Source organism: Streptomyces sp. NPDC041796, assembly GCF_055590785.1.
In genome coordinates, this window is sequence record NZ_JBVJAH010000012.1 from 164773 (window position 1) to 186608 (window position 21836).

19 protein-coding genes are annotated in these 21836 nt (G+C 73.0%); 8 read left to right on the plus strand and 11 right to left on the minus strand.

Features of this window, described 5'->3' with window-relative positions; translation table 11 throughout:
* Positions 1-54 precede the first annotated feature (54 nt).
* From ACZ6C1_RS24950 to ACZ6C1_RS24985, 8 genes are all read right to left on the minus strand, one after another.
* Positions 55-1374 carry an MFS transporter gene (locus tag ACZ6C1_RS24950; protein ID WP_469243343.1) on the minus strand — a complete coding sequence of 440 codons (1320 nt, stop codon included), beginning with the start codon at positions 1372-1374 and terminating at the stop codon, positions 55-57.
* 197 nt (positions 1375-1571) lie between these two features.
* Positions 1572-2651, minus strand: a complete 1080-nt coding sequence (locus tag ACZ6C1_RS24955; RefSeq protein WP_469243344.1) for a zinc-binding dehydrogenase — start codon at positions 2649-2651, stop codon at positions 1572-1574.
* 34 nt (positions 2652-2685) lie between these two features.
* On the minus strand, positions 2686-4080 hold the full coding sequence (locus ACZ6C1_RS24960) for an aldehyde dehydrogenase family protein (RefSeq protein ID WP_469243345.1): 1395 nt from the start codon (positions 4078-4080) through the stop codon (positions 2686-2688).
* 106 nt (positions 4081-4186) lie between these two features.
* A complete protein-coding gene (locus ACZ6C1_RS24965; protein ID WP_469243346.1) occupies positions 4187-4654 on the minus strand; it encodes a DUF3574 domain-containing protein in 468 nt (155 codons plus the stop codon).
* Between the two features lie 120 nt (positions 4655-4774).
* On the minus strand, positions 4775-5983 hold the full coding sequence (locus ACZ6C1_RS24970; protein WP_469243347.1) for an MFS transporter: 1209 nt from the start codon (positions 5981-5983) through the stop codon (positions 4775-4777).
* Positions 5983-7365, minus strand: a complete 1383-nt coding sequence (locus tag ACZ6C1_RS24975; protein WP_469243348.1) for a CitMHS family transporter — start codon at positions 7363-7365, stop codon at positions 5983-5985. The genes ACZ6C1_RS24970 and ACZ6C1_RS24975 overlap by 1 nt, the downstream gene beginning before the upstream one ends.
* 120 nt (positions 7366-7485) lie before the next feature.
* A complete protein-coding gene (locus ACZ6C1_RS24980) occupies positions 7486-9714 on the minus strand; it encodes a molybdopterin oxidoreductase family protein (RefSeq protein ID WP_469243349.1) in 2229 nt (742 codons plus the stop codon).
* 92 nt (positions 9715-9806) lie between these two features.
* Complete coding sequence (locus tag ACZ6C1_RS24985) at positions 9807-10433, minus strand: TetR/AcrR family transcriptional regulator (RefSeq protein ID WP_469243350.1); 627 nt, start codon at positions 10431-10433, stop codon at positions 9807-9809.
* A gap of 146 nt (positions 10434-10579) precedes the next feature.
* Between ACZ6C1_RS24985 and hmgA the strand changes: the two genes are divergently transcribed.
* The 3 genes from hmgA to ACZ6C1_RS25000 are packed head-to-tail and all read left to right on the plus strand — an operon-like array spanning position 10580 to position 13906.
* Positions 10580-11914 (plus strand): homogentisate 1,2-dioxygenase, encoded by a 1335-nt coding sequence (hmgA, locus tag ACZ6C1_RS24990; RefSeq protein WP_469243351.1) that lies wholly within the window; start codon positions 10580-10582, stop codon positions 11912-11914.
* 12 nt (positions 11915-11926) lie between these two features.
* Positions 11927-12676, plus strand: coding sequence for a GntR family transcriptional regulator (locus ACZ6C1_RS24995; protein WP_469243352.1), 750 nt, complete (start codon positions 11927-11929; stop codon positions 12674-12676).
* A gap of 27 nt (positions 12677-12703) precedes the next feature.
* Positions 12704-13906, plus strand: a complete 1203-nt coding sequence (locus ACZ6C1_RS25000) for a type ISP restriction/modification enzyme (protein WP_469243353.1) — start codon at positions 12704-12706, stop codon at positions 13904-13906.
* Here ACZ6C1_RS25000 and ACZ6C1_RS25005 read toward each other — a convergent pair.
* On the minus strand, positions 13903-14619 hold the full coding sequence (locus ACZ6C1_RS25005; RefSeq protein WP_469243354.1) for a TetR/AcrR family transcriptional regulator C-terminal domain-containing protein: 717 nt from the start codon (positions 14617-14619) through the stop codon (positions 13903-13905). The two genes, ACZ6C1_RS25000 and ACZ6C1_RS25005, sit on opposite strands and share 4 nt — an antisense overlap.
* Positions 14620-14682: 63 nt before the next feature.
* Between ACZ6C1_RS25005 and ACZ6C1_RS25010 the strand changes: the two genes are divergently transcribed.
* The 3 genes from ACZ6C1_RS25010 to ACZ6C1_RS25020 are packed head-to-tail and all read left to right on the plus strand — an operon-like array spanning position 14683 to position 17631.
* Positions 14683-15621, plus strand: a complete 939-nt coding sequence (locus ACZ6C1_RS25010) for an ATP-binding cassette domain-containing protein (RefSeq protein WP_469243355.1) — start codon at positions 14683-14685, stop codon at positions 15619-15621.
* Complete coding sequence (locus ACZ6C1_RS25015) at positions 15618-16400, plus strand: ABC transporter permease (protein ID WP_469243356.1); 783 nt, start codon at positions 15618-15620, stop codon at positions 16398-16400. The genes ACZ6C1_RS25010 and ACZ6C1_RS25015 overlap by 4 nt, the downstream gene beginning before the upstream one ends.
* Before the next feature lie 34 nt (positions 16401-16434).
* Positions 16435-17631 carry a CaiB/BaiF CoA transferase family protein gene (locus tag ACZ6C1_RS25020; protein ID WP_469243357.1) on the plus strand — a complete coding sequence of 399 codons (1197 nt, stop codon included), beginning with the start codon at positions 16435-16437 and terminating at the stop codon, positions 17629-17631.
* A gap of 474 nt (positions 17632-18105) precedes the next feature.
* Here ACZ6C1_RS25020 and ACZ6C1_RS25025 read toward each other — a convergent pair whose 3' ends face one another.
* Entirely contained in the window at positions 18106-18369 is a 264-nt protein-coding gene (locus tag ACZ6C1_RS25025; protein WP_351825453.1) for a hypothetical protein, read from the minus strand.
* 194 nt (positions 18370-18563) lie between these two features.
* Here ACZ6C1_RS25025 and ACZ6C1_RS25030 point away from each other — a divergent pair, with 194 nt between their 5' ends.
* Positions 18564-20192 (plus strand): serine/threonine-protein kinase, encoded by a 1629-nt coding sequence (locus ACZ6C1_RS25030; protein ID WP_469243358.1) that lies wholly within the window; start codon positions 18564-18566, stop codon positions 20190-20192.
* On the opposite strand, the gene ACZ6C1_RS25035 is transcribed toward ACZ6C1_RS25030, so the two are convergent.
* Positions 20162-20971 carry an SGNH/GDSL hydrolase family protein gene (locus tag ACZ6C1_RS25035; protein ID WP_469243359.1) on the minus strand — a complete coding sequence of 270 codons (810 nt, stop codon included), beginning with the start codon at positions 20969-20971 and terminating at the stop codon, positions 20162-20164. The two genes, ACZ6C1_RS25030 and ACZ6C1_RS25035, sit on opposite strands and share 31 nt — an antisense overlap.
* 163 nt (positions 20972-21134) lie before the next feature.
* Between ACZ6C1_RS25035 and ACZ6C1_RS25040 the strand changes: the two genes are divergently transcribed.
* Positions 21135-21482, plus strand: coding sequence for a hypothetical protein (locus ACZ6C1_RS25040; RefSeq protein WP_469243360.1), 348 nt, complete (start codon positions 21135-21137; stop codon positions 21480-21482).
* Positions 21483-21836 lie beyond the last annotated feature (354 nt).

Sequence of the window (21836 nt, forward strand, 5' to 3'; positions counted from 1 at the left end):
CCCTGGTGGTCCCTGCCCGGCGCGGTGGCGCGCCGGGCCTGACAGGAGCGTGGGTCAGCGGGACGCGGCCCGCGAGGCGAGGATCTTGATGGAGATCAGTGCGATGACGGCGAGGCCCATGATGTAGGCCGAGACGGCCATCGAGGTGCCGGTGGCCTCCAGCAGGAGCACCATCACGAACGGCGCCAGGCCGCCGCCGAACACCGCGGCGATCTGGTAGCCGAGCGAGGCCCCGGTGTACCGCATCTCCGCCGTGAACAGCTCGGCGAACAGCGCCGCCTGCGGCCCGTACATGATGCTGAGGAAGCAGCTCGTGACGAACGTGCCGACGGCCAGCCACAGCAGCGACGCGGTGTCGATGAGCAGGAACATCGGGACCGCCCACACCAGCAGGCCGACCGCGCCGAGGGCGTAGATGCGCAGCCGTCCGATGCGGTCCGACAGGGCCGCGGCGGCCGGTATCAGCACCAGTTGGGTGAGGCTGACGCAGAGTGAGACGGTGAGGACGGCGTCGCGCTTCATGTCGAGTTCCCGGGTCGCGTAGTCCAGGACGCCGGTGATGATGATGTAGAAGGTCGCGGTGTTGACGGCGAACGACCCTCCGGCGAGGAAGACCGTGCCCAGGTGGCTGCGCAGGATGGTCCGCAGCGGTGAGCGGGCGGCGCTCTTCTCCTGCTCCGCCAGGGCGCGTTCGGCTTCCTTGAACGCCGGCGTCTCCTCCACGCGCGCGTGGATGTACCAGGCGAGGGCGAGGACCAGGAAGCCCACGAAGAACGGCACCCGCCATCCCCAGGCGGCGAACGCCGCGTCGCTGGTGAACGCCCCGGCGATGAGGAACACGGTGTTGGCGGTCACCACACCGATGGGGACGCCGAGCTGGACGAGGCTGCCGTACAGCCCCCGCTTGCCCTCCGGGGCGTACTCGGTGGCCATGAGCATCGCGCCGCCCCACTGGGCGCCGACGGCGATGCCCTGCAGGACGCGGAACAGGACGAGCAGCAGGGGTGCGGCGATGCCGATCGTCTCGTACGTGGGGAGGAGCCCGATTCCGGTGGTGGCGAGCCCCATCAGGGTGAGCGCCATGACGAGCATGGGCTTGCGGCCGCGCTTGTCGCCGAGATGACCGGCGATGACGCCGCCGATGGGGCGGGCGAGGAAGCCGACGGCGAAGGTCGCGAAGGCGGCGAGGACTCCGGCGGAGGTACTGCCGGACGGGAAGTAGAGGTCGCCGAGTACGAGGGCGGCGGCGATGCCGAAGACGAAGTAGTCGTACCACTCGACGGCGGAGGCCAGCGCGGCAGCGGTGGCCACCCTGCGCCGGTTCTGGCTGCTGGGGGCGGAGGCGGGCGAAGCGGGAGGGGGTGCCGTGTCCATGCGGAGCACACTCCGGGGGTGCGGGGGACGGGACGGGGGCGCGCCTTGAGTTGTCGGGGACCGTACCGACCGGCTGGTATGGCGGTCAACGGCTTGTACGGTCACAGTTCGGCCAGTGGCCGGAACCCCCTCCCGGACAGCACGAGCACCCCGGCCGCGCGGTGCGGCCAGGGTGCTCTCGGGTGGTGCGGGGAGGGCTAGAAGACGACCAGGGCCCGCCCGCCCTTGCCCGCGATCATGTTGTCGAACGCAGCCGGGATGCCCTCCAGCGCGATCCGTTCGGTGACCAGCGCGCCCAGGTCGAGCCGGCCGGCCCGGATGTGGGCGGCGAGGACGGGCAGGTCCCTGGCGGGGTCGGAGTTGCCGTACACACAGCCGGAGAGGGTGCGGCCCCAGTGGAAGATCTCCAGGGCGTTGAACGTCACCTGCTGGTCCTTGCCGCCGATGCCGACGACCGTGGTACGGCCGCCGCGCCGGGTGGAGTCCCAGGCGGTACGGATGGTGGCGGCGCGGCCGACGCACTCGACGGCCACGTCGGCGCCGTGGCCACCGGTGAGCTTGCGGACCTCCTTGGCGGTGGTGTCGGAGGCGACGAGGTACTCGGTGGCGCCGGCCTGCCGGGCGAGCGCCTCCTTCTCGGGCGACACGTCGACGGCGATGATCGTCCCCGCGCCCGCGATCCGGGCGCCCTGGAGGGTGGCGAGGCCCACCCCGCCGACGCCGAACACGACGACCGACTCGCCCTCGCGCACCTGGGCGGAGTGGTGGATCGCCCCGTACCCGGTGAGGACGGCGCAGCCCAGCAGGGCGGCGTCGGTGAGCGGTACGCCGTCGGGCACGGGCAGTACGCAGTTGGCGGCGACGACGGTCTCCTCGGCGAACGCGGCGACGTTCAGGCCCGGGTGGAGTTCCGTGCCGTCCTCGGTGACGGCGTGGACGCTGCCCGCACCGGTGAGGGCCTCGGCGCACAGCCACACCTCGCCGAGCGTGCAGGGGTGGCAGGAGCCGCAGGAAGGGGCCCAGTTGAGGACCACGCCGTCGCCGGGCGCGACATGGCTGACGCCCTCGCCGACGGCGAGCACGGTTCCCGCGCCCTCGTGGCCGAGGACGGCGGGGACGGGCACCCGCATGGTGCCGTTGGACAGGGACAGGTCGGAGTGGCAGACACCGGCGGCGGCGAGCCGGACCCTCACCTGGCCGGGGCCGGGCGGCGGGAGCTCGATGCCGGTGATCTCCAGAGGAGCACCTATGGCGGGCAGGACGGCGGCGCGGACCACGATCGTTTCTCTCTCTCCCGTTTCGTCGACCGGCTCAGAACTGGAGGGACTTGGTCTGGAGGTACTCGGCGAGACCGTGCTCGCCCAGCTCACGGCCGACGCCCGACTCCTTGTAACCGCCGAACGGGGCGAGCGGGTTGAACCTGCCGCCGTTGATGTCGATCTGCCCCGCCTCCATACGGCGCGCGAAGGCGAGAGCCTCCGCCTCGTCGCCGGCCCACACCGCGCCGGCGAGGCCGTACACCGTGCCATTGGCGATGCGCAGGGCCTCTTCCTCGTCCTCGTACTTCAGGAAGGCGACGACCGGGCCGAAGATCTCCTCCTGGGCGATGGTCATCCCGGGAGTGACGTCGGCGAAGATCGTGGGGCTGACGTAGTAGCCCCGGTCGAGGGGGGCCTTGGTGCCGCCCGTGACGATGCGGGCACCCTCCTCGACGCCCTTGTCGATGTACCCGCGCACGCGCTCGAGCTGCTTGGCGTTGACCATGGGGCCGATCCGGTCGCCCGGGGTGTACTTGGCGACGGCCTCGGCGGCGATCGCCACGGCCTCGTCGTACTGGTCCTTGTGCACCAGCACCCGGGTCAGGGCGCTGCACCGCTGGCCGGAGTTGGACAGCGCGTTGGCGAGGCCCACCTCGACCGCCTTGGCCAGGTCGGCGGAGGGCAGGATGACGTTGGCGGACTTGCCGCCGAGCTCCAGGGCGACGCGCTTGACCGCCCCGCCCGCGAGCGCGCCGATCCGCTTGCCGACGGCGGTGGAGCCGGTGAAGGAGACCAGGTCCACCCCCTCGTGCTCGGCCAGCGCCTGTCCCGCGACCGGGCCGAGGCCCGTGACCAGGTTGAAGACACCGGCGGGCAGCCCGGCCGCGTCCACGGCCTCCGCGAAGAGCTGGGCGGTCAGGGGGGTGTCCTCGGCGGGCTTGAGAACGACGGTGCAGCCGGCGGCCAGGGCGGGCGCCACCTTGGCGACGACCTGGTGCAGCGGGTAGTTCCAGGGGGTGATCGCGGCCACCACGCCGACCGGTTCGAGCAGGACCGTGGAGTTGCCCACCTTCTCCTCGAACGGGTACGACGCGGCCATGTCCGCGTACGTGCCGGTGACCAGGACGGGCAGTCCGGTGTGCACCTGCTGGGCGAGCTGCCGCGGCGCGCCGAGCTCCGCCGTCACCGTCTCGGCGATCTCCTCCTGGCGGGCGGCGAGCGCGTCGCGCAGGGCGGCGAGCCGGGTGGCCCGCTCGGCGGGCGGGGTGGCGGCCCACGCCGGGAAGGCCGCGCGGGCGGCCCGGACCGCCGCGTCGACGTCCTCGGCCGTGCCGGCCGGGACATGGGCGATGACCTGCTCGTCCGCCGGGTTCACCACCGCGATGGTGTCGGTGCCGGCGGCGGGCCGCCAGGCGCCGTCGATGTACATCCCGTCGTGGGCCTTCATCCGCTTCTCCTCCGGGCCTTCGGGTCTGTGTCTCCGTGGTCGTCCGAGCCCAAACTAGCGGTGGTAGTTTTCTGGCGCCAGGGGCTGCGGGGCCGAGCACATCACATCAGAGGTCCGCCGTGGTCCGTTCGTCGAGGCGGGCCACCGACTCCTGGCCGAATGCGCGCTCATAGGCGCCGCGGATCCGCTCGATCCGCGGGTCGCGGGCCTTCGCCTCCGACGCCGGGTACAGGAGGATCAGTTCGTACGAACGCTCCCGCTCGATCCTGCCGCTCGCGTCCCGCCACTGCCCCCGGCCGTCCTGCACCGTCAGCCCCTCCGGGAAGGCGGGTGTGACCTCCCGGTCCACGAACGCCATGAACTGCGCGTCCGTCACGTCCGGGCCCCCGTCGGGCCGCTCGGTACCGAAGAACAGCCGGGTCTCCAGGTACGCCGCGCCCCGGGCGGTCGTGGTCCCGGCCGCGGGCGCCGCCGTGTCCCCGAAGGTCGCGTACGCGGCGGGGGTACCGGCGGCGAGCAGGACGGTCGCCGTGGTGACGGCCGGACGGGAGCGGATGGTGGTCAGGATCGGCATGGCGGGCGGGCCCTTTCCGCGTGGGGGTGTCGAGCGCCGAACACTCTGGCAGTCCGCCGCCGCCCGGACCGGCCGCCACACGGATTCGGCCGGATCCCGGCGGCGGCGCGCCCCCGCCGGTCACGCCCGCTGACGTGCCTCACGGCCCACCGTCCCCGCGGGAACCGCTCCCGGCCCCCGCCCCGGCCGCGCCCCCGTGCCCGCCGCCACGAGCAGCAGGGCACCCAGCATCGCGAACGGGGCGGCCGTACCGGCGAGTCCGGCGAGCAGCCCGGCGGACGCGGGTACCGCGACCTGACCGAGCCGGTTGCCCGTCAGGCGCAGGGCGAGGGCCGTGGAGCGGGCCTCCCGCGGGGCCGCCTGGACCACGGTCGTCATCGACAGCGGCTGGCCGGCCCCGAGGCAGAAGCCGAACACGGCCAGCATCACGGCGAGCGCCCACACCGGGACGGGCAGCGCGATGCCCGCGCACAGCACTCCGGCGAGCAGGCACGTCACGGTCAGCAGCGCCGTACGGCCGAGCACCCGGATCATCGGGGTCATGACCAGCCGGCAGGCGATGGTGGCGGCGGCGCGCAGGCTCAGCAGCAGGCCGATGGTGGCGGGGTCGATGGAGCGGTGCTCGCCGATCACCGGCAGGTACGCGGTCAGGATGTCGGTCGCGGAGAGCACGGCGAGGCTGATGAAGATACCGGCGGGCACTCCGCGCGTGCGGAGGATACGGCGGACGGGCACCTTGTCCCCTGCCACGCGCGTGTGCCCACGGTCCGCGTCGCGGTGCTCGACGCGCCAGAGGGAGGTGAGGGCCACGGCGGCGACGGCGGCCGAGGCGATCAGGGCGAGGGCGCTGGTGCGACCCGTGTCCCCGCCGATGAGGAGCCCCGCCCCGACCGGCCCGACGAGCTGCCCGAGCGAGGCGCCGATGGTGAAGTGGCCGAAGTTGCGGTCCTGTTCGGCCGGGGCGGACTGGCGGGCCACGAGGGACTGGGCGCCGATCACGAAGCAGAGGTGGCCGAACCCCATGACCCCGCTCCACGCCGCCATCCACCCCAGGGAGCCCGCCGCCCCGCTCAGCGCGCACCCGCCCGCGATCAGCAGGACGCCGACGGGCAGCAGGGGCGCGCACCGCCCCCGGTCGGTCCTGCGCCCCAGCGGTACGGCGGCGAACAGCGGCAGCAGCGCGTACACGCCCGCGATGACACCGATCGCGCGCTCGTCCGCGCCCAGCGAGAGGGCGCGGTACGAAACGGCCGGCCGCGCCATCGACACCGCCCCCTGCGCGAAGCCGAAGGCGATGACGAGGCGCAGCAGCCAGTACCGGCGTTCCATCAGACGATGCCGAAGAGTATTCCGGCTCCGAGCACCACCAGTGAGGTGAGCGCCGCCCACTTCACGGTGAACCGGGTGTGGTCGCCGAACTCGACCTTGGCCATGCCGACCAGGACGTACACCGCGGGCACGAGCGGGCTGGACATGTGCAGGGCCTGGCCGACCAGGGAGGCGCGGGCGATCTCCAGCGGCGAGACGCCGTGCGCGGCACCGGCCTCGGCGAGGACGGGCAGGACGCCGAAGTAGAAGCCGTCGTTCGACATGAAGTAGGTGAGCGGCAGGCTCAGCAGGCCGGTGACGAGCGCCATGTGGGGTCCCATGGCGTCGGGGACGGCGCCGACGAGCCAGTCGGCCATGTGCTTGACCATGCCGGTGCCGGTGAGGACGCCGGTGAAGACGGCGGCGGCGAACACCATGCCCGCGACGTTCAGGACGTTGTCCGCGTGGGCGGCGATGCGGGCCTTCTGGTCGGGCATGTGAGGGAAGTTGACCGTGAGGGCGAGGGCCGCGCCGATCAGGAACAGCACCGGGATGGGCAGCAGTTCCATGATCATGGCGGCGAGCAGCGCCACGGTGAGGGCCGCGTTGAACCAGTACAGCCGGGGGCGGAGGGTGGGACGGTTCGGGTCGAGCCCCTGGAAGCCCTGGTCGGCGCCCGGAGCGGCGTCGGCAGCACCCGTTGCCCTGGGCCGGTCCTCGCCACCGCCACCGCCCGCCGCCACCAGGACGGTCTCGGACCGCGGCTCCAGGACCTCGTCCAGGGTCAGGTGACCGAGGCGCTTGCGCTCACGCCGTCCCAGCACGTACGCGAGGGCGAAGACGAACAGCAGACCGACCCCGAGGGCCGGGATCATCGGTACGAAGATGTCGCCGGCGTCCAGCTTCAGGGCGGTGGCCGCGCGGGCGGTGGGGCCGCCCCAGGGGAGGGTGTTCATCACGCCGTTGGCGGTGGCGGCGACACCCGTCATCACGACGAGGCTCATCTTCAGGCGCTTGTAGAGCGGGTACATCGCCGAGACCGTGATCATGAAGGTGGTCGAGCCGTCGCCGTCGAGGGAGACGATCGCGGCGAGCAGCGCCGTGCCGACCACGACCCGCATCGGGTCGGCCTTGCAGAAGCGCAGGATGCCCCGGACGATCGGGTCGAAGAGGCCGACGTCGATCATCACGCCGAAGTAGACGATGGCGAACATCAGCATCGCGGCGGTCGGCGCCAGATTGCCGACGCCTTCGATGACGTAGTCGCCGAGCTGTGCGCCCTGGCCGACGAGGACGCAGAAGAGGGCGGGGATGAGGACGAGCGCCGCGATCGGCGACATCTTCTTCATCATGATCAGGACCAGGAAGGTCGCGATCATGGCGAAGCCGAGGACTGTCAGCATGGAGGACACCTAACGTTCACCCTTGAACTCCACCGGGGGCGGCGGTCCGGTTGACGTTAGGTGCCTCGTTCAGCCGTTAACAAGATGTTGACGCGTGAGCAATACGAGCAAAAGCCCAGGTCATCGCGGTGACGCCAGCTGCGCCGGTGCCACGTGGACGGGGAAGCCGTTGAGCACGGCGGTGCCGGACAGGGGGTCGAGCCGGGTCCCGTCGAGGAGCTGGTTGACGTTCACACCCGGGCGGGCCGAGGCGACCGTCATGCGGGTCCCGGGCCGGTCGTGCCCCCAGCCGTGCGGGAGGCTCACCACTCCCCTGCGCACGGTGTCGGTGACTTCCACCGGGACCTGGAGCTCGCCCCCCTCGGCCTTGACGCGGGCGGGGGCGCCGTCGGCGAGACCGAGGCGGGCCGCGTCGTCGGGGTGGACCTGGAGGGTGCAGGTGTTGGTGCCGCCGTTGAGGCTGGGGACGTTGTGGAGCCAACTGTTGTTGGAGCGGAGGTGACGGCGGCCGACGAGGACGAGGGCGTCGCTCCCGGCGGTGAGAGCGGCGGCGGTGAGCGCGGCGCGCAGCCGGGGCAGGTCGGCGGCGATGGGGTCCGGCAGGAGCTCGACGCGTCCGCTGTGGGTCTTGAGCACCTGGGGAAGACGGGGCTCCAGCGGGCCGAGGTCGACGCCGTGCGGGTTCTCGCGGAGCCGGTCGAGGGTGAGGTCGTACGGGCCGAGGCGCAGCATCAGGTCGAGGCGCCGCTCGGCGCCGGTACGGCCGGTGAGGCCGGCCGCGTACTCCTCGGGGTCCTGGCCGTGGACGGGTGAGTGCGGTTCGGTGACGGCCTTGGCGAGGGTGCGGGCGATGACCATGTCGTCGACGGCCCGGGGCTCTGCGCCGTGCATGCCCGTGACCGCGAGGATCAGCCGGGCGTGGATCTCGCACTCGTCCATGCGGCCCGGCTCCAGGGGCACGGGCGCGGGCGTGTAACGGGCCTGGTTGCGGACCGCGAAGCCGTTGAAGGCGAAGTCGAAGTGGGGGCTCTGGGCGGGCGGCGGCGGGGGCAGGACCACATCGGCGTGGCGCGAGGTCTCGTTGAGGTACGGGTCGACGCTCACCATGAAGTCCAGGTCGCCGAGGGCGCGGTCGAGGCGGTCGCCGTCGGGGGCGGAGAGGACCGGATTGGCGGCGATGGCGATGAGCGCGCGGATCCGGCCCTCGCCAGGGGTCTCGATCTCTTCCGCCAGGGCGGCCATGGGCAGTTCGCCCTTCGCCTCGGGGTGCCCGGACACCCGGCTCGCCCAGCGGCCCAGCGCGAAGCCCTTGCCGGGCCCGGCCGGGCGGGGCGCGGGAGCGGTGGCGGAGAGCGGGAACAGGGCGCCGCCGGGCCGGTCGAGGTTGCCGGTGAGGGCGTTGAGGACGTCGACGAGCCAGTTGGTGAGGGTGCCGTACGCGACGGTGCTGCCGCCGATCCGCCCGTACACGGCCGCCGACGGCGCCGCCGCCAGCTCGCGGGCGAGCGCCCTGATGGTGCCGGCGTCCACGTCGCACGCGTCGGCCACCGCCTCGGGCGTGAACTCGCGTACGGCGTCCGCGACGTCCTCGACCCCTTGGACGTGGGCGGTGAGCGCGCCGAGGTCGGTGAGGCCCTCCTCGTAGAGCACCTGGACCAGGGCGGCGAGCAGGAGCGCGTCGGTGCCGGGGCGGATGGCGACGTGCCGGTCGGCGAGGCGCGCGGTGCGGGTGCGGCGCGGGTCGACGACGGTGAGGGTGCCGCCGCGCTTGCGCAGGGCCTTGAGCCTGCCGGGGAAGTCGGGGGCGGTGCACAGGCTGCCGTTGGACTCCAGCGGGTTGGCGCCGATCACCAGCAGGTGGGCGGTGCGGTCCAGGTCCGGGACGGGGATGGCGAAGGCGTCGCCGAACATCAGCCCGCTGGAGACGTGCTTGGGCATCTGGTCGAGGGTGGAGGCGGTGAACAGGCTGCGGGTGCGCAGGGCGCCCAGGAGGACCGGCGGGTAGAGCGCCCCGGCCATGGTGTGGACGTTCGGGTTGCCGAGGACGACCCCGACGGCGTCGGCGCCGTGCTGCTCGACGAGCGGCGGCAGGCGGCGCGCCACCAGGTCGAACGCCTCCTCCCAGGAGGCCTCGCGGAGGGTGCCGTCCTCGCCTCGTACGAGCGGGGCCCGGAGCCTGTCGGGATCGGCGTCGAGCTCACCGAACGACGCGCCCTTGGGGCATATGAACCCCTGGCTGAAGACGTCGTCCCGGTCGCCGCGCGCGCCGGTGACGCGCGTGCCGTCGATGGTGAGGGTGAGCCCGCAGGTGGCTTCGCAGAGCGGGCAGATGCGCAGGGCGGTGGGCATGGAGGGCCTCCCGGGCGGCGGCGTTGACGATGACGCGCAGACACCGGCGAGCATACCGACCGGTAGGCATGGTGGCGATGGCCCGGCGCGGCTCAGTCCGGGAGGACGGGTGCGAGATAGGCCCGGAGCAGTGCGCGCGTCTCGGCGATCAGGTCGGGGTCCCCCGGCGGACCGGCGCGGAAGGCGAGCTGGAGCAGCGCGTCGGTGGCCTCGACGGCCACGAGCACCTTGCGGCGCAGGGCGTCGTCGGCGGGGCGGCCGAGGTGGGCGGCGAGCACACCGCAGATCCGGTCGGCGACGAGGTGGTTGACGAGCCGGCCGGCGTCGTCGCCCGGCTCCTCCCCCGGGTCCCCGGCCGCCCCCGGCACACCGAAGTCGACGAGGGCGAATCCGGGCACGGTGCGCTTCATGGCGAGGTACTCGTCCAGTACGACGTCGACGACCGGCGCCGGCCCCCCGGCGGCGAGGCGCGCGGTCACGCGCTCGGCGTAACGGTCGAGGTTGCGATGGGCGAGGGCGGCGGCCAGGGCGCGCTTGTTGGAGAAGAACCGGTAGACCGACCCGATCGGGACCCCGGCGCGCACGGCGACGTCACGGGTGCTCAGCTCCTCGTAGCCGGCTTCCTCCAGGAGCTGCGCGCAGGCGTCGAGGATCCGGGCCAGGCGCTCGGCACTGCGCTGCTGCACCGGCGTACGGCGGAGCGGAGGTGGCGGGGGCACGGATCCATGATGCCGCGCGACGCCCACCGGAACCCGTGCCCTCCGGGAATCGTCCAAGACCCACCCCGTTGACGCGGGCCGCGCGGAATCCTACGGTCTTACATAGGATTGCTGGACAGGACAGGTCGAGCGGGCAGGAGCGGGCGATGACGAACGACGGCACCGAACAGCGGCGGGAACAGGCGCTGAAGATCGCCGAGGCGCTGGAGTACTCCTCCGGATTCGGCAACGAGCACAGCTCCGAGGCCGTACCCGGCGCCCTGCCGCTCGGCCGGAACTCCCCCCAGCGCGCGCCGCTGGGTCTGTACGCCGAGCAGCTGAGCGGCAGCGCGTTCACCGAGCCGCGCGCCCACAACCGGCGTTCCTGGCTCTACCGGATCCGCCCGTCGGCCGCGCACCCGTCCTTCGTCCGCACCGGCAACGGCGCCCTGCGCACCGCGCCCTTCACCGAGTCCGTCCCCGACCCCAACCGGCTGCGCTGGAACCCCCTCCCGGACCCCGCGCCCGGCACCGACTGGCTGGCCGGCCTGTGGACCCTCGGCGGGAACGGCGACGTCACCCAGCGCACCGGCATGGCCGTGCACCTCTACCACGCCAACGCGCCCATGGACCGCGTCTTCAGCGACGCCGACGGCGAGCTGCTGATCGTCCCCGAGCGCGGCGGCCTGCTGCTCCGCACGGAGCTGGGCGTCCTCGCCGCCCGCCCCGGCGACGTGGCGCTGATCCCGCGTGGCGTGCGCTTCCGCGTCGAGCTGCTGGACGAGACCGCGCGCGGGTACGTGTGCGAGAACTACGGGCAGCCCTTCCAGCTCCCCGACCTCGGCCCGATCGGCGCCAACGGCCTGGCCAACCCCCGGGACTTCCGGGCGCCGGTCGCCGCGTACGAGGACGTCGAGGGCGAGGTCGAGGTGGTGAACAAGTTCTGCGGGAACCTGTGGACCGCGACGTACGACCACTCCCCCCTCGACGTCGTCGCCTGGCACGGCAACCACGTCCCGTACGTCTACGACCTGCACACCTTCAACGTCATCGGGACCATCTCCTACGACCACCCCGACCCGTCGATCTTCACGGTGCTCACCTCGCCCTCCGACACCCCGGGCCTCGCGGGCGTCGACTTCGTGGTCTTCGCGCCGCGCTGGCTGGTCGGCGAGGACACCTTCCGGCCGCCGTACTTCCACCGCAACGTGATGAGCGAGTACATGGGCCTGATCGAGGGCGCGTACGACGCGAAGGCCGAAGGGTTCGTCCCCGGCGGCGGCTCACTGCACAACATGATGTCGGCGCACGGCCCCGACCGGGAGACGTTCGACAGGGCGAGCGCGGCGGAGCTGAAGCCGCAGAAGATCGACGACGGTCTGGCCTTCATGTTCGAGACCCGCTGGCCGGTCACGGCCACCGCCCAGGCCGCGAACGCCGACCACCTGCAGCGCGGGTACGACAACGTGTGGCAGGGTCTTGAGCGCCACTTTCGGCCGTAGTACGGAGTACCCGTGACCGCTTTCGCCCCCGACTCGCTGGTCCTGAACCGCAAGCTCCCGCTGTGGTACCAGGTCTCGCAGTCCCTGCGCGCGTCCATACTCGGGCGCGCGCCGGACGCCTCCTTGCGCCTGCCCACCGAGGAGCAACTGGCCGCGCACTACGGGGTCAGCGTGCTGACCATGCGCCAGGCGCTCAAGGAGCTGGAGGCGGAAGGCCTGATCAGCCGGCACCGGCGGCGCGGCACGTTCATCGAGCCGGGCGCCCGGCGCAGCGCGCCGCGCCGGCTGCTGGGCTCGATCGACGCGATCGTGGCCCAGCAGTCGGGTGAGCGGACGACGATCCTCGGCCACGGCGAGGACAAGGTCCCCGGTGAGCTCACCGAGCACTTCCCCGACCTGACCGAGGTGGTCACATACCGGCGGCTGCGCCGCGACGGCGAGAGCGGCGAGCCGACGAACTGGGCGGAGAACGCGGTCCGTCCGGAGGTCGCGGCCGCGATCGACCTGGCCGACCTGGAACGGTGGCCGATGACCAAGGTGCTGCGGGACGCGGTCGGGGTGAGGATCAGCCGGATCACCGACACCGTGGAGGCGCGGCTCGCGGACCCCGAGACGGCCGAACTGCTCCAGGTCCCGCTGCTGTCGCCGATCCTGCACTACACGGGTGTGACGTACGACGAGTCCGGCCGGGTGGTCGATGTGGCGCGCATCCGCTACCGGGGCGACCGGTTCTCCTTCACGGTCACGGTGGAGGCGGACTGAGCACGGTCACCGCGGTCAGGGCCTAGCATGCGGGCCGTGACGGATGATGTGCCCCTGTTGGACGACCTGATGCCCTGGTCCGTGGCGCCGCTGCGGCTGGGGCGCGGCTGGGTCGTCGCCCCGGACGTGCGTACGCTCAGGGCCCGCTGGGACGCGCTGGTGCGGGCGGCGGAGGGTGAGCGGGAGGCCCTGTTCCGGCCCACCCGGGCGCGGACACCGGCCACGACGGTCGCCGCGCTGCCGGGGCAGCGGACCGGGACGGTGCGGTTCGCGCGGGAGTCGGGGCCGTGCCCCGAGCCGGTGAGGCTCGCCCACGGACCGTTCGACGAGCAATGGCTGCTGCCCGACCACCGGCTGCTGGACGTGGCCCGCCCCGAGTTGTGGCGGGTGGCGGACGGCGAGCGGCAGTTGTTCGCCGTCGAGCAGGGGTACGTGCCGCGGGCAGCGGGCCCCGCGCTGCTGGTGACGGCCGCGCTGCCGGACGGCCGCTCCCCGGCGGGCCGCCCGGGCCGCATCCGGCCGCTGTACCGGCGGCCCGGCGGGCGGGAGCCGAACATCACGCCCGGGTTGTCCGAGCTGCTCGGCGAGCGGTACGGCACCGGGGTCGCCCCCGAGGACCTGCTGGCCTGGGCGGTGGCGGCCGCCCGCCCCTCCCCTGCCGGGTGCGCCGTCCCGCTGCCCGCCGATCCGGAGGTCTGGGCGTCCGGGGTGGCGCTGGGCCGGCGCATGACGGACGTCCAGCTGCGGGGCGCCCGGGGCGGTGAACGCCCCCGGCTGCCCGGCGGGCGCCGCCCCTATGTCCGCGCCGCGCTCCCGGCGCGTCCGCCGGGGCTGGCGTACGACGCGGAGGACGAGGCCCTGCTGGTCGGCGACGAGGGCCGGATCTCGCCCGTGCCGGCGGAGGCGTGGGACTACCGGGTGGGCGGGGCCCGCGTGCTGGAGCTCTGGTTCGCCCGCCGCACCGCTCCGGCCGAGGCCGGCACCCTGGAGGCGATCCGCCCCGCCGCGTGGCCGCAGGAGTGGACGTCCGAGCTGCTGGAACTGATCACCGTCCTGGCGCTCCAGGCCAAGCTGGAGGCCGAGGCACCGGACCTGTCCGGCACCGAACTGCTCACCCGCACCGACCTCCGTGCGGCCGGTGTGCTCCCCGCCCCCGACACGGCGCGCCGCCCCGCCTCCGTACTGGACCAGGAGGAGGAAGGCCCCGAGGGGCAGCTCGCGCTGCTCTAGGCCGAGGCGGAGAAGGAGTCCAGCAGCCGCCGCAGCGCGCGGTCGAAGAGCTCGTCCGGGTCCTCCGGCACCGGCGCCTCGGCGAGCAGCTCGGCGAGGCGCGGGTACGCCCCGCTCGCCACCTCCCGCCCCAGGTAGGCGGCACGCACGGCCTGTTCCCGCTCCTCGGACCAGGGCAGCGAGCGACTGCGCTCGGCCATGGCCAGCTCGTTCGCCACGGTGATCATGGCCGTGCCGTTGACCATCGCGATCAGTTCCATCTTGGCGCCGCCCGGCGCGTCGAGGGGCGCCAGGACGCCCAGGCAGTGCTCCAGGTACCGCAGGGCGTTGGGGCTGAAGCCGTACACGGTCGACATCACCCGGGTCAGCCACGGGTGCCGGTACATGATGGCCCGGGTCTGCCGGCCCAGCGCCAGCATGTCGGCCTTCCAGTCGCCGCTGGGCGCGTCCGGCAGCTCGTACTCGCCGCTGACCGCGTCGACCATGAGCTCGTACAGATCCGCCTTGCACGTCACGTAGTTGTAGAGCGACATCGTGCCGCAGCCCAGTTCGGCCGCCACCCGCCGCATGGACACCCCGTCGATGCCGTCGGCGTCCGCGATCCCGACCGCGGCCGCCGCGATGTCCGCACGGCTGTACGCCGGTTTCGGGCCGCGGCCCGTGCGCTCGGGGCGCGCCCAGATCACTGCTGGTTCGGCCGCTCGGCCCGCCATCGGTCATCACCTCGCCCCCCATCCTAGTTACGTACAGCGTACGTAGTGAGGTACGGTCGGCCCATGACAACTACGTACGCTGTACTTAGTGAAGGTCTGGAGAAGCGGTACGGGGACGTGCGGGCCTTGCGCGGGCTCGATCTCGCCGTGCCCGCGGGCACGGTCTGCGGGGTGCTCGGGCCGAACGGCGCCGGCAAGACCACCGCGGTACGGGTCCTGACCACACTCACCACCCCCGACGCCGGCAGCGCCCGCGTCGCCGGCCACGACGTGGTGCGCGAACCCGCCGCCGTACGCCGTCGCATCGGCGTCACCGGCCAGTACGCCTCCGTCGACGGCGACCTCACCGGCCGGGAGAACCTGCGCCTGTTCGCCCGGCTGCTGCGCGCCCCGCGCGGCCGCGCCGACGAACTGCTGGACCGGTTCGGACTGGAGGAGGCGGCCGGGCGCCCGGCCGGCACGTACTCCGGTGGCATGCGGCGCCGCCTCGACCTGGCCGCCAGCCTGCTGGTCCCGCCGGCGGTGCTCTTCCTCGACGAGCCGACCACCGGCCTCGACCCGCACAGCAGGAACACCATCTGGGACGCCGTACGGGGGTTGGCGTCCCAGGGCACGACCGTGCTGCTGACCACCCAGTACCTGGAGGAGGCCGACCAGCTCGCCGACGACATCGTCCTGATCGACGAGGGGCGGGCCGCGCACAGCGGCACGCCCGCCCAGCTCAAGGCGACGATCGGCAGTTACGCCGAGGTCGTCGTCGCCGACCCGTCCGGTCTGCCCGCCGCCGCCGCGGTACTCGACCGGCTCACCGGCTCCCGGCCGGCGCTGGACACCGAAGCGCGCACCGCCGGGGCGGTCACCACGGACCGGACACTCACGCTCCCCCGGATCGTCCGCGAACTGGACGCCGCGGGCGTCCTGATCGTCGACGCCTCCCTCCGCCCGCCCACCCTCGACGAGGTTTTCCTCCGCCTCACCGGCCGTAAGGAGCTCGCCGTATGAACGCCGTCGTCCACGACGGGGCCGCCGTCCTCGGCCGTCACCTCCAGCGGATCAGGCACGCGCCGGCGATGCTCGTCATGACGCAGACGATGCCCATCGTCTTCCTGCTCTTCTTCGGGTACGTCTTCGGCAGCGCCCTCGCCATGCCGGGCACCGAGTACCGCGCCTACCTGGTGCCCGGGCTGCTCGTCGCCACGGCCGCCAACGGCATCATGACCGGGATGTTCACCGCCGCCCAGGACTCCCACCGGGGCGTGATGGACCGCTTCCGCACCCTGCCGATGAGCCGGGCCGCCGTGCCGCTGGGCCAGGCGGCCGCCGACCTGGTGACGACGGCCGCCGGACTGGTACCGCTGGTACTGGTGGGGCTGGCGATGGGCTGGCGGATCGAAGGCGGCGCGCTCCCGGCGGTGGGGGCCTTCGGGCTGTTGCTGCTGTTCCGGTTCGCGACCACCTGGGTCGGGATCCTGCTGGGGCTCGCCTCACGGAGCGAGGAGGCGGCGGGCCAGCTCGGCAGCGCCACCTTCATGCTGCCGCTGCTGTCCAACGCGTACATCCCGACCGACAACATGCCCGGCTGGCTGCGGACGGTCGCCGAATGGAACCCCATCTCGGCGGTGACGGCGGCGGTACGGGACCTGTTCGGCAACGCGGGCGTTCCGGACGGTGCCGCCTGGCCGGTCGCCCACCCGGTGGCCGGGGCGGTGGGGTGGTCGCTGGTGCTGCTGGCGGTGTGCGTACCACTGGCGGTGCGCAGGTACACGTCCCCCGAGGGGTGACAAAGGTGGTACGTACACGATAGGTACGGCAGTCATGAGCACTCAGCCGCTCCCTCTCGAGGGAATCACCGTCGTCGCCGTCGAGCAGGCCGTCTCCGCGCCGTTCGCCACCCGCCAGCTCGCCGACCTGGGCGCCCGCGTCATCAAGATCGAGCGCCCGGACGGCGGTGACTTCGCGCGCGGCTACGACACGGCGGCGGCCGGCCTGGCCTCACACTTCGTCTGGTGCAACCGCGGCAAGGAGTCGGTGGCCGTGGACTTGAAGGATCCGCGCGGTCTCGCCCTGGTGCGGCGGCTGGTGGCCGGTGCCGACGTGTTCGTACAGAACCTGGCACAGGGCGCGGCGGCCCGGCTCGGCCTGGACGCCGCCACCCTGTGCGCGGCGGACGAGCGGCTCGTCGCGGTGGACATCTCCGGGTACGGGGCGGGCGGCCCGTACGCGCACAAGCGGGCCTACGACATGCTCGTACAGTGTGAGGCGGGGCTCGTGTCGGTGACCGGCACGCCGGACCAGCCGGTCAAGGCGGGCATCCCGGCGGCCGACATCGCGGCGGCGATGTACGCCTTTTCGGGCGTCCTGGCGGCGCTGCTGCGGCGCGGGACGACGGGGCGGGGCGGGCCCGTGGAGGTCTCCATGCTGGAGTCGCTCGCCGAGTGGATGGGGCACCCGCTGCACCACGGGATGCACGGAGGTGAAGCCCCAGCGCGTACGGGGGTCGCGCACGCCGTCATCGCGCCGTACGACGCCTACCCCACGGCCGACGGGGGCCAGGTGCTGCTGTCGGTGCAGAACGACCGGGAGTGGCGGCGGCTCGCCGAGCAGGTGCTGGGCCGACCGGAGCTGGGCGACGACCCGGCGTTCGCCACCAACACGGCACGGGTGGCACACCGGGAGAAGACCGACGCGGTGCTGGCGGACGCGCTGGCGCTCCTGACCACGGCCGACGCGATCGGACGCCTGGAGGCGGCGGGCATCGCCTGCGCCCGCCTCAACACCGTCGCCGACGTGGCGGCCCACCCGCAGCTCGCCGCCCGGGACCGGTGGCGGGACGTGGACACGGCGGTGGGACCCCTGCGGGCGATGCTTCCGCCGATCACCCTGCCCGGTGGGGTGGAGCCGAGGATGGGGGCCGTACCGGCACTGGGGGAACACACGGAGGCGGTGCTGCGGGAGCTGGGCGTCCCGGAGGGCACGCGTGCGGAGCTGCGACGGGAGGGTGTGGTCGCCTGAGCCTGGGCGGGGGCGCTGCCGTGTGGTGGGGCGGCTGGTGCTTCTGCCGGGGGCGATGCCTTGACGGGGGCGTTGCCTGGCCGGTGCCGGCCGGTGGGGCGGCTGGTGCTTCTGCCGGGCGGTTGCTGGGGGCGTTGCCGTGTGGTGGGGCCGGCTGGTGCTTCTGACGGGGGCGCTGCCGTGTGGTGGGGCGGCTGGTGCTTCTGCCGGGGCGGTTGCTGCGCCGGGGCGTTGCCTTGACGGGGGCGCCCGGTGGGGGCGGCTTCTGTCGAGGGGTTGGGGCGTGGCCCCTCCGGGCTCGTCTCCTCGAGGCCGGCGGCCTCGGGTCTCTTGCCGGGAAGCCCTTTCCCGGCCGCCGACCTCTGCGGGGACGACCCTGCACGGCCCCACCCCCGGCCGTCACCCGGCTGCGGGCCGTGGGGCCCGTGGCCAGGGACGATTCTGCACGGCGCGGGTACGGGCGGGTGGGTGCCGTCAGGCGTGGTTGCCGAAGAGCGAGCGGCGCAGGCGGCGCAGCGGCGCGAAGAGCCTGACGCGGGCGCTCTTGCTCGTGCGGGTGTGGGCGACATCACGCGTCGTCAACTCCCGCATGAGCAGCGTCGCTTCGGCCGTCTCACGCTGCGGGACGGCCGGACCGCCCAGTACCGAGAGATGGCGGTCGAGGCGCGTGCTGGTCGCGCTGCTCCCGCATGTGATCGCAGGCACCCGAGGCCTGCTGCGCACCGTTATCTGTTCCATGTCACTCCCCACCCGTACGAGGGCACCCGGCCGCTGCAGATTAACCCTATCGTCCCCGCATCTCATGCGTGTATCCCGGTGACGGGATTCACCACACATGTACGAGGGTTGACGACTACCCTCCGAATACGAGTGATTCCAGGGCGAGTTGGACACGTTCCCAGAAGGGGCGGGTTGAGCTAACTTGTGGTCCTATGACCGAAGGGCCGGGCGGCACGCGGATGGTGGCGGGACGTTACCGATTGCTGGGCCCGCTGGGCCGGGGCGGTATGGGTGTCGTGTGGCGGGCGCGCGACGAGGTGCTGGGCCGCGAGGTGGCGGTCAAGGAGGTGCGCGCGCCGGACGGTCTGGCCTCCGGCGACGTGCAGCGGCTGTACACACGGCTGGAGCGGGAGGCGTGGGCCGCCGCCCGGGTCTCGCACCGGGGTGTGGTCACCGTGTACGACGTGGCGACCGAGGACGGCCGGCCCTGGATCGTGATGGAGCTGGTCCGGGGGCTGACGCTCGCCGAGACGCTCGACGCGGAGGGACCCATGCCGCCGCGGCGGGCCGCCCACGTCGGGGCGGAGGTGCTGGCGGCGCTGAGCGCCGCGCACGAGGCGGGGGTGCTGCACCGGGACGTGAAGCCGGCGAACGTGCTGCTCGCCAATGACGGCCGGGTGGTGCTGACGGACTTCGGTATCGCCACGGTGGAGGGCACGTCGAACCTCACCATGACGGGTGAGCTGATCGGCTCGCCCGAATTCCTCGCGCCGGAGCGGGCGTTGGGACGGAACCCGGGCCCGGCCTCGGACCTCTGGTCGCTGGGCGTGCTGCTGTACGCGGCGGTGGAGGGCAATACCCCGTTCCGGCTGGACACGCCCCTGAGCACGCTGCGTGCCGTGGTGGACGAGGAGCTGCCGCCGCCGCGCCGGGCGGGCCCGCTCGCACCGGTCATCGAGGGGCTGCTGCGCAAGGATCCGGCCGAGCGGCTCACGGCCGAGGAGGCCGGGCAGCGGTTGCGGGTCGTGGGCGCGGGCGGGAACCCGCGTACGGGTCCGGTCGAGAGCGGGGCGGCCGTGACGGTCGGCGGCGGCACGGCCGTCACCGTCGCGGCGGCCGGCGCGCGGGCTGCGTCGCGACGGGCGGGCGCCGTGCCGGCGGTGGTCGCCGCGTTGGTGCTCGCGGTCGCGGGGCTGACGTACGCCCTGTTGCCCGACGACGAACCGGGCGGTGCGGGTGCCGCGTCGCCGGGTGCGAGTGCCGCGCCCGGGCGCGGCGCCGGGGCGACGACACCGCCGCCGTCCCGTACGGCCTCTTCCGCGGCCCCGCAGTCGGTGCACGTGTACGCGGAGGCGGTACGCGGGAGTTACCGGGGGCCGTGTCCGCCCCCGGAGGCCGAGGCCCCGGCCTTCCGGGCGACGATCACGGTGGCCCGCACGCCCGCCTCCGTCGGCTACCGCTGGGTGACGGAGAGCGGTGAGAGCTCCGGACCGGGCTGGCGGACGGCCGAGTTCGGGCCCGGCGGGGACACCGTGCGGCGGGTCGAGCACACGGAGCTGACGTACGAGCGGGGCGGGACGCACCGCGACCGGGTCCGGCTGGAGATCCGGAGCCCGGCCGAGGCGCGGTCCGCCTGGGTGGGGTTCCGGGTCGGGTGCGTGGTGCCCGGCCCGACGGGTGGGACGCCGACCGGCGGGACGCCTTCCGGCACCCCGACGGACGGCACCCCGACCCCGACGGGCGGCACCCCGACCCCGACGGGCGGGACTCCGACCTCTTCGCACGGGCTTCCGTCGGCCGACGCGGCTCCTTACAGCGCGGCCTTGAAGGTGGGCAGGTAGCCACCGGACTGTCCGGCCGCGGTGGGGTGGTAGGACTCGCCGATGTTGAGCCAGTTGACGCTGTGCAGCCAGGACGCGCCCGAGCAGATCTCGTGGCCCGTGAAGGCGGGGGTGACGTCGGCGAAGGTGTAGCCGTGGTCGGCGGCGCGTTTGGCGGTCGCCGCGTTGAGGTGGTCGGCGCCACTGTTGATGGCGCGGCGCTCGTTCTCGGTCAGGCCGGCGAGGCAGCTTCCGCCGAGCTTGTAGAAGCGGGGGTAGCCGAGCACGACGACCCTCGCCGACGGGGCCCTGGTTCTGATCGCCGAGTACACCGAGTCGAGGCGGCCGGGAAGGGTCGTGTCGACGTAGGCCTTCGCCTCGTTGACGCGGGCGATGCAGGTGGCTTCGGACTGGAGCACACAGGTGGTCATGACGTCGGCGAAGCCCGCGTCATTTCCGCCGACGGTGAGGGAGACGAGGTCGGTGGCGGAGGACAGCGGTCCGAGCTGGCCCGCCGTCACATCGTTGGTGCGGGCACCGGAGCATGCGGTGAACGCGAAGGAGGAGGGGGAATTGGCGGCGGCCCAGAGCTTGGGGAAGGCCCGGGTGCTGCGCTTGCAGTTGCCGCTCGCGCTGTCGTAGCTGCCGGCACCCACTCCGGAGGAGTAGGAGTCGCCGAGGGCCACGTAGTCGAGGGCTGCGGCCGACGAGTCGGCCTGCGCCGCCCCCGCCCCGGTGAGGGTCAGGACGGCGCCGAGGAGGAGTGAGGTGGAGAATGCCGCGGCTCGGGACAGTTTCATGGAACCTCCCTTTAGCAGGATTTCTGCCTAAAAAGTTCGTAGCAGGCTGCAGTGTCCATGCCAATAGCCGGGCGTGGCGTGTAGGTGACGTCGAGTCAAAGTGTGCTCACTCTTGAGGCCCCATGTCCGGAGATTCGGGGGCAAGTCACCCATGCGGAGCCCGATGTGCCGACGTGACGCCCCACCACTGCTGGCCGGGGCGGCGGTGGCCGTGGCGGCAGTCGGAGCCCTCCTGGCGGCACTGGACCACGACGCGCCGATGCGTGCGCCGTTCGGGCTCTTCTTCCTGTTCGCCGCGCCCGCTCTCGGACTCGCCACGGCGCTCCGACGGCTGGAGCCCGGCCCGCGCGCCGTCCTCGCGGCGGCGGGTGCGATCGCGGTCGATCTCCTGGTGGCACAGGGGCTTCTGACACTCCATATGTGGTCGGTCCGCGGCGCGGTCGTGACCGTGGCCGCGCTCTCCGCCCTGCCTCCGCTGCTTTCCTCGGTACGGCGGAATCCGCTTTCCTGACGGGGCAAATTCCTTTCCCACGGGCAACTCCCGTATCGATTCCCCCTCGCGCACGGAAGGATCTCCTTCCGTTTCATTTGCGGGAACTGATCGGACCCGCACCGCGTCTTTGTCGCAGTCCGTCAAAGTACGGCCAAAGAAGCAAAAAGGTGAGCCGCTGTCCAGGTCTTGCCATACAGTCCCGATTATCAATACCGTCGTACATCCACCCGCACGGTCCATCACGCAACGGCGGCTCAAGGGGAGGGCTCAGATGCCGCGATGGGTACCGAGCGGGGCGCGGTAGGGGGGTGCCGTGCCCGGTGACGTCAGCAGTGCCGAGGCGCGTACCGCGCGCGGCCGGAATTACCAGCT